Below are 3,843 nucleotides of genomic sequence, written 5' to 3' on the forward strand. Positions count from 1 at the left end.
GCCGGCGAGGGCCGCGAGTTCGGCCAGCACCTCTTCCGGCGGGGCCCAGGGATCGAGGGCGAGGGCATGGGTCGGGTCCAGGGCGGGCACGCCCACGTGCGAGATCAGCGGGTGGTGCGGTCGATGGTCGTCCTCGCCTGCGCCGAGGAGCTCCTCATGGAGCTTCTCGCCGCGGCCGAGCCCGGTGTAGACGATCTCGATCGGCCGGTTCTCCCGAGCCACGAGCCGGGCGGCCACGTCCGCGATGCGCACCGGCTCGCCCATGTCGAGCACGAGGGCCTCGCCGGGTGATCCCAGCGCCCCAGCCTGCAGGACCAGCTGCACCGCCTCGTGGATGGTCATGAAGTACCGGGTGACCTCGGGGTGGGTGACGGTGATCGGCCCGCCGGCGGCCAGCTGGCCGGCGAAGACGGTCAGGACGGAGCCGTTGCTGCCCAGGACGTTGCCGAACCGGACGCTGACCAGCGTTCCGCGGGCCCGGCGGGCGAGGCACGCGGTGAGCCGCTCGGTGATCCGCTTCGAGTAGCCGAGGGCGCTCGTCGGGTTCGCCGCCTTGTCCGTGGAGATGTTGACCAGCCGGTCGACGCCGCAGGCCACGGCCGTCTCCAGGATCGTCAGGGTGCCCCAGACGTTGGTCTTCACCGACTCGCCGGGGAAGCGTTCGAGCAACGGGAGGTGTTTGAGCGCGGCGGCGTGGAAGACGACCTCGGGCCGGCGCTCCGTGAACAGCGTGGTCATCAGGTCGATGTCGCGGATGTCGCCCAGCACGATGGCGTCGTCGTCGAGCATCGCCCGGCCGGAGATCGACAGCTGCACCGCGCGCAGTGCCGACTCGTCCCGGTCCAGCATGATCAGTTCGGCCGGCCCGTAGCCGGAGATCTGCCGGCACAGCTCCGAGCCGATCGATCCGCCCGCCCCCGTCACGAGCACCCGTCGGCCCGCGAGGTAGCTCGCGGCGGCGGACATGTCGGTGCGGATCTGCCGCCGGCCGAGGAGGTCGGCGAGGTCGAGGTCGCGGATGTCCCCGACGCCGACCCGCCCGTCGATCAGGTCCGCGACGCGGGGAAGCACCTTCACGGTCAGCCCGGCGCCCTCGGCGATTGCGCTGATCTCCCGCAGCAGTGTGCCGTCGGCGCTGGGGATCGCCACGAGCAGGGTCCTGGCCCCGGTCGACTCGGCGACGGCGCCGATCCGCTCCCGGCCACCACGTACCCGGACCCCGAGCAGCTGGAGGTTGTGCGTGCTCGGGTCATCGTCGAGCAGCGCGACCGGGTAGTAGGGACTGTCCCGGGTGCGCAGCATGGCCGCCAGTACCCGTTCGGCCCCGTCACCGGCGCCGAACACGAGGAGCGGTTCGGCGTGGTCCCTGTTCGGCCGGCGGAGGTGTTCCTCGGTCAGCCGCCAGAGGTAGCGGATGCCGAACATCACGACCAGGGCCACCGCGCCGCCCAGCGGCGGCACGCTCAGCGGGACGGGTCTCGGGGAGCCGAACACGGCGATGACGACGACCACGCTGACGACCGTGAGCAGGACCGACACGAGCAGGCCGAGGACCTCCTCGAAGCCGCCGAAGCGGTAGCGCCCCAGGTAGAGGTGCAGAGCGGTGCCCAGGAAGTGGAGCACGCAGACGGCGAGCGTGCAGATGACCCAGAAGCCGAGATCGCTCAGCGCGCCGAGAGTGAAGTCCAAGCGGCCGATCTGGGCCGAGATGAGGCCCAGGACCAGCGCCGCGCTGTCCAGAGTGATCTGCAGGCCAACCCGCTGGCGGAGGTTGAGCCGGGAGGCGCGCCGTGCGATGTGTGCTGTCCACCGACCATGACTCACTCCGTCTACTCTACGTCTCCACATGAGGCCATAGAGTAAGCGTGGCTAAGAGTAAAAGAATGACTACCCATCGAGTATGTTGAGTCGGTCTTCGATGACGGTGAGTGGTCGGGACCGAGGTCCCGGGAGGGTGGTCGACGGGTGGAGCTGCGCGACTACGTCCGTGTTCTGCGCCGAAGCTGGATGATCATGATTGCCGGCATGGTCCTCGGCGGGCTGCTGGCCGCCACGGCGACCTGGCGAACGACGAAAGAGTACGCCGCCTCGGTGACGATGGTCGTCTCCTCGCCGGACAACGGCGCCGGAGCCGTCTCGGCCTACCAGGGAGGCCTGCTCTCCCAGCAACGCGTCAAGTCCTACGCCAACCTGGTGGCCAGCGAGCGGGTGGCGACGGCCGTGATCGCACGCCTGCACCTGCACGCGACTCCGGGGGCCCTGCGGGCCCAGATCAGCGCGCACGCCGTCCCGGACACCGTGCTGCTCCAGGCTGTCGTGCGCGATCCCGACCCGAGACAAGCCATGATCATAGCAGATGCTGTCGGTGAGGCGTTCTCCACCACCATTGCGGAGATCGAGACGCCGTCGGTCGACGAACCGCCCTCCGTGCGGGTGACTGTCTGGGAACACGCGAAGCTGCCCGCCTCGCCCGTCTCGCCCCAGCCGATCCGCAGCCTCGCGCTCGGAGTGCTGCTCGGGCTGATCGTCGGCATCGCCGCCGGGGTCATCCGATATCGCCTCGACACGAGTGTGTCCAGTGAGGACGACGCCCGTGAGACGACCGAGCTGCCCAACCTCGCCGTCATCGGCTACGACGGTGCCGCCGCCCGGCATCCCCTCATCGTCAACGCCAGGCCCCGCTCGGCCCGGGCGGAGGCGTTCCGCCAGCTGCGGACCAACCTGCAGTTCGTCGAGGTGGACACCGGACCTCGATCGATCCTGGTGAGCAGTGCGGTCTCCGGCGAGGGCAAGAGCACCGTGGCCTGCAACCTCGCGATCACCCTGGCGCAGGGCGGTGCGCGGGTCTGCCTGATCGAGGGGGACCTGCGACGGCCGTCGTTCGGCGAATACCTCGGGGTCGAGTCCGCCGCCGGGCTCACCTCGGTCCTCATCGGCGCCGCGGACCTCGACGACGTCCTGCAGCCCTGGGGGGAGGGCCGGGTCGGGGAGGGGCGCGTAGAGGTCCTCGCCAGCGGCCCCATCCCGCCGAATCCCAGCGAGCTGCTCGGCTCCAAGGGCATGGCCGAACTCATCAACCTGCTGTCCGCCCGCTTCGACATCATCCTGGTCGACGCCCCGCCCCTGCTACCGGTGACCGACGCGGTCGTGCTCGCCACCCGGGTCGAGGGGGTTCTGCTGGTGATGCGGGCCGGTCGGACCCGCCGCGAGCACCTCCGGCGGGCCGTCGAGGCGCTGCGGGCGGTCGACGCCCGGGCGGTCGGTACCGTGCTGAACATGGTGCCGGTCAAAGGACCCGATGCCTACGACTACGGCCCGCGCGACGGTTACGCGCCACGCGGCCGGCACGCCAGGACCTCCTCGCCCCGAACCCTGGAGATCCCGGCGCCCGATTCCGGAGTCCGGCCCGCCTGGCCGGTCATCTCGCCTCCGTCACCGGCGCTGCCGCCACCGGCTCCGGCTTCTCCGGCTTCGGCCGTGACGCCGGTTCCCGCCGCCACGGCGCGTCCTGGGACGGTCGACGGTGGCGATGAGCGGAGCTCGGCGCGGGACCCGCTGCCCGACGGCGCCACGACCGGCCCGAGCGCCACGACCGGCCCGAGCGGCGGACCGCATGTCAGGGTGCCGGCGGCACGCGGATCGGCCGAGGAGATCATCTCCGTCGGCGGAAGGACACCGCGCGGCACGGACCCGGCTGGCGGGACGACGCCGGATGACGACGGCGCGACCCGGCCGCCGTTCTCCCCATGACGGGTTCGCCACCGGGGGAGAGCACCGGGTCCGCTCCGGGCCTGGATCCGGTGGTCCTAGATCCGGTTCCGGACCTGGACCGGGTTCCGGACC

2 protein-coding genes are annotated in these 3,843 nt (G+C 71.2%); one reads left to right on the plus strand and one right to left on the minus strand.

What is annotated here, in order from left to right; translation table 11 throughout:
* Positions 1-1,848: polysaccharide biosynthesis protein (locus tag AC08OV_RS14400; RefSeq protein WP_476619777.1), on the minus strand; the 1,848-nt coding region annotated here is incomplete at its 3' end.
* A 117-nt stretch (positions 1,849-1,965) separates the two neighbouring features.
* Between AC08OV_RS14400 and AC08OV_RS14405 the strand changes: the two genes are divergently transcribed.
* A complete protein-coding gene (locus tag AC08OV_RS14405; RefSeq protein WP_476614047.1) occupies positions 1,966-3,750 on the plus strand; it encodes a tyrosine-protein kinase domain-containing protein in 1,785 nt (594 codons plus the stop codon).
* The last annotated feature ends 93 nt before the right edge of the window (positions 3,751-3,843 follow it).

It is taken from the genome of Frankia sp. CeTa3Moorea (assembly GCF_978021225.1).